Origin of the sequence: Candidatus Propionivibrio aalborgensis, assembly GCF_900089945.1 — a bacterium.
GTDB lineage: Bacteria > Pseudomonadota > Gammaproteobacteria > Burkholderiales > Rhodocyclaceae > Propionivibrio > Propionivibrio aalborgensis.
The window spans coordinates 1-1,672 of record NZ_FLQY01000197.1 but is presented as its reverse complement, the minus strand read 5'-3'; the positions used below and the strand labels follow the sequence as shown (position 1 = coordinate 1,672).

The 1,672-nt window shown below is 60.0% G+C and carries 2 protein-coding genes; both read left to right on the top strand.

Going from position 1 to position 1,672, the window contains the following annotated elements; all coding sequences use genetic code 11:
* Window positions 1–1,468 (top strand): putative maltokinase (locus PROAA_RS10185; RefSeq protein WP_186411234.1); only part of this gene is annotated, 1,468 nt, incomplete at its 5' end.
* Window positions 1,469–1,510: 42 nt separating this feature from the next.
* Window positions 1,511–1,672 (top strand): mechanosensitive ion channel family protein (locus tag PROAA_RS19400; RefSeq protein ID WP_222102206.1); only part of this gene is annotated, 162 nt, incomplete at its 3' end.

Here is a 1,672-nt window from a genome sequence, read left to right as displayed (position 1 = left end):
GTCCAAGGGGACGGCCATCGCGCGCGCCCGAATTGCCGATTATGCGATCTGGAATCAGGGTGACTTCAGTTGGATATTGCCGATTACGCAACTTGACGGCCCCGAGGAAGAATCGAGCTATTTCGTGCCGCTGGCCCTGGCCTGGGAAGACCATGACGAGGATCGCCTGCACAGACTCTCCGGCGCTGCGGTGGCCAGGATACGCCAACAGGCCAACGTCGGCCTCATGGGTGACGCCTTTTTCGATGAGTCATTTTGTCGTGCTTTGGTGCAGGCAATCGGCAGCAACCTGGACCTCGCTACCGCCAACGGGAAACTGCACTTCAAGGCCACGGCGGCTTATGCGGCCTTGTCGGTCGACGTCGAATCGTTGGCGGTCTCGCGCCCGAGTGCCATGAGCAGCAATACCGTTGTAACCCTCGACGAGACCTTGTTCCTGAAGGGTTACCGGCGTTTGCGCGAGGGCATGAACCCCGAGCTCGAGCTGGGCCGTTTCCTGACCGACGTGGTGTCTTACCGCAATTGTGTGCCGGTACTCGGTGCGCTGGAGTATTTCGGCAATGACGGCAGCGTCATGACCCTGGCGCTGGTTCAGTCACATGTCTCGAATCAGGGCGACGGCTGGGCCTTTACCGTCAGTTATCTTGAACGACATCTTGACGATTTCCGCCTGGCCATTGGGGCAGCCGTTGATGCGACAGAGTCGGATGAAGCACACGGGGGCTTCCTGACCTTGGCGGCGACGCTGGGGCTACGTACCGCCGAGCTGCACCTCGCCCTGGCCACGAGGACCGGTAATCCGGCCTTTGATCCCGAACCTCTGCTGGCGAGCGATGTGGTTGCATTCCGGCAGCGTGCGGCTCTTGAGGCCGACAGCACGCTGGAATTGCTTGGCCAGCGTCTGGAGCAGTTGCCCGAAACAGTTCAGGGCGATGCACGCGCAATCCTGGATCAGCGTGACCTGCTGCTGCAGCGTATCAACGGAAACGGTACCGATGTCGATGGCGGTATCAAGACCCGTTACCACGGTGACTACCATCTGGGTCAGGTTCTGGTGACCGACAACGATTTCGTGATCATCGATTTCGAAGGCGAGCCGGCGCGCAGCTTTGAGGAACGCCGTACCAAGAGTTCACCGCTGCGCGACGTATCCGGAATGTTGCGTTCCTTCAACTATGCGCGCTGGTCCGCGTTGCGTAATATCTCCCAGGGCACGGAGGAACTGGAGCGGGTGCTCATCGCCGCGCGTGACTGGGAGCTGGCGACCCGCAAAGCATTCATGGACGCCTATATGGGCACCATGGGGTCCTCAGCAACGGCGACCCCGGTCAATGCTGACCTGCTTGCCTTGTTCGAACTGGAGAAGGCGCTCTACGAATTGCGCTACGAGATCAACAATCGTCACGACTGGGCCCAGGTGCCGATCCAGGGCATTCTGGCGCTGCTCGACCCTGACACTGCACGCTGACGCCTGCACTGGTCCCGCTTTCCCTACCTGGAGTTACACATCATGGAAAACATCAGTATTCAACTGGAGCCGATCCGAGCCATCCTTTACCAGATCGGCGCGTTCATGCCGCGCCTGCTGATCGCAGCGCTGGTTGTCATCGGCGGCTGGCTGCTGGCCAAGATTGTCTTGATCGCGGTGACCAAAGGTCTGCGAGCCATCAAC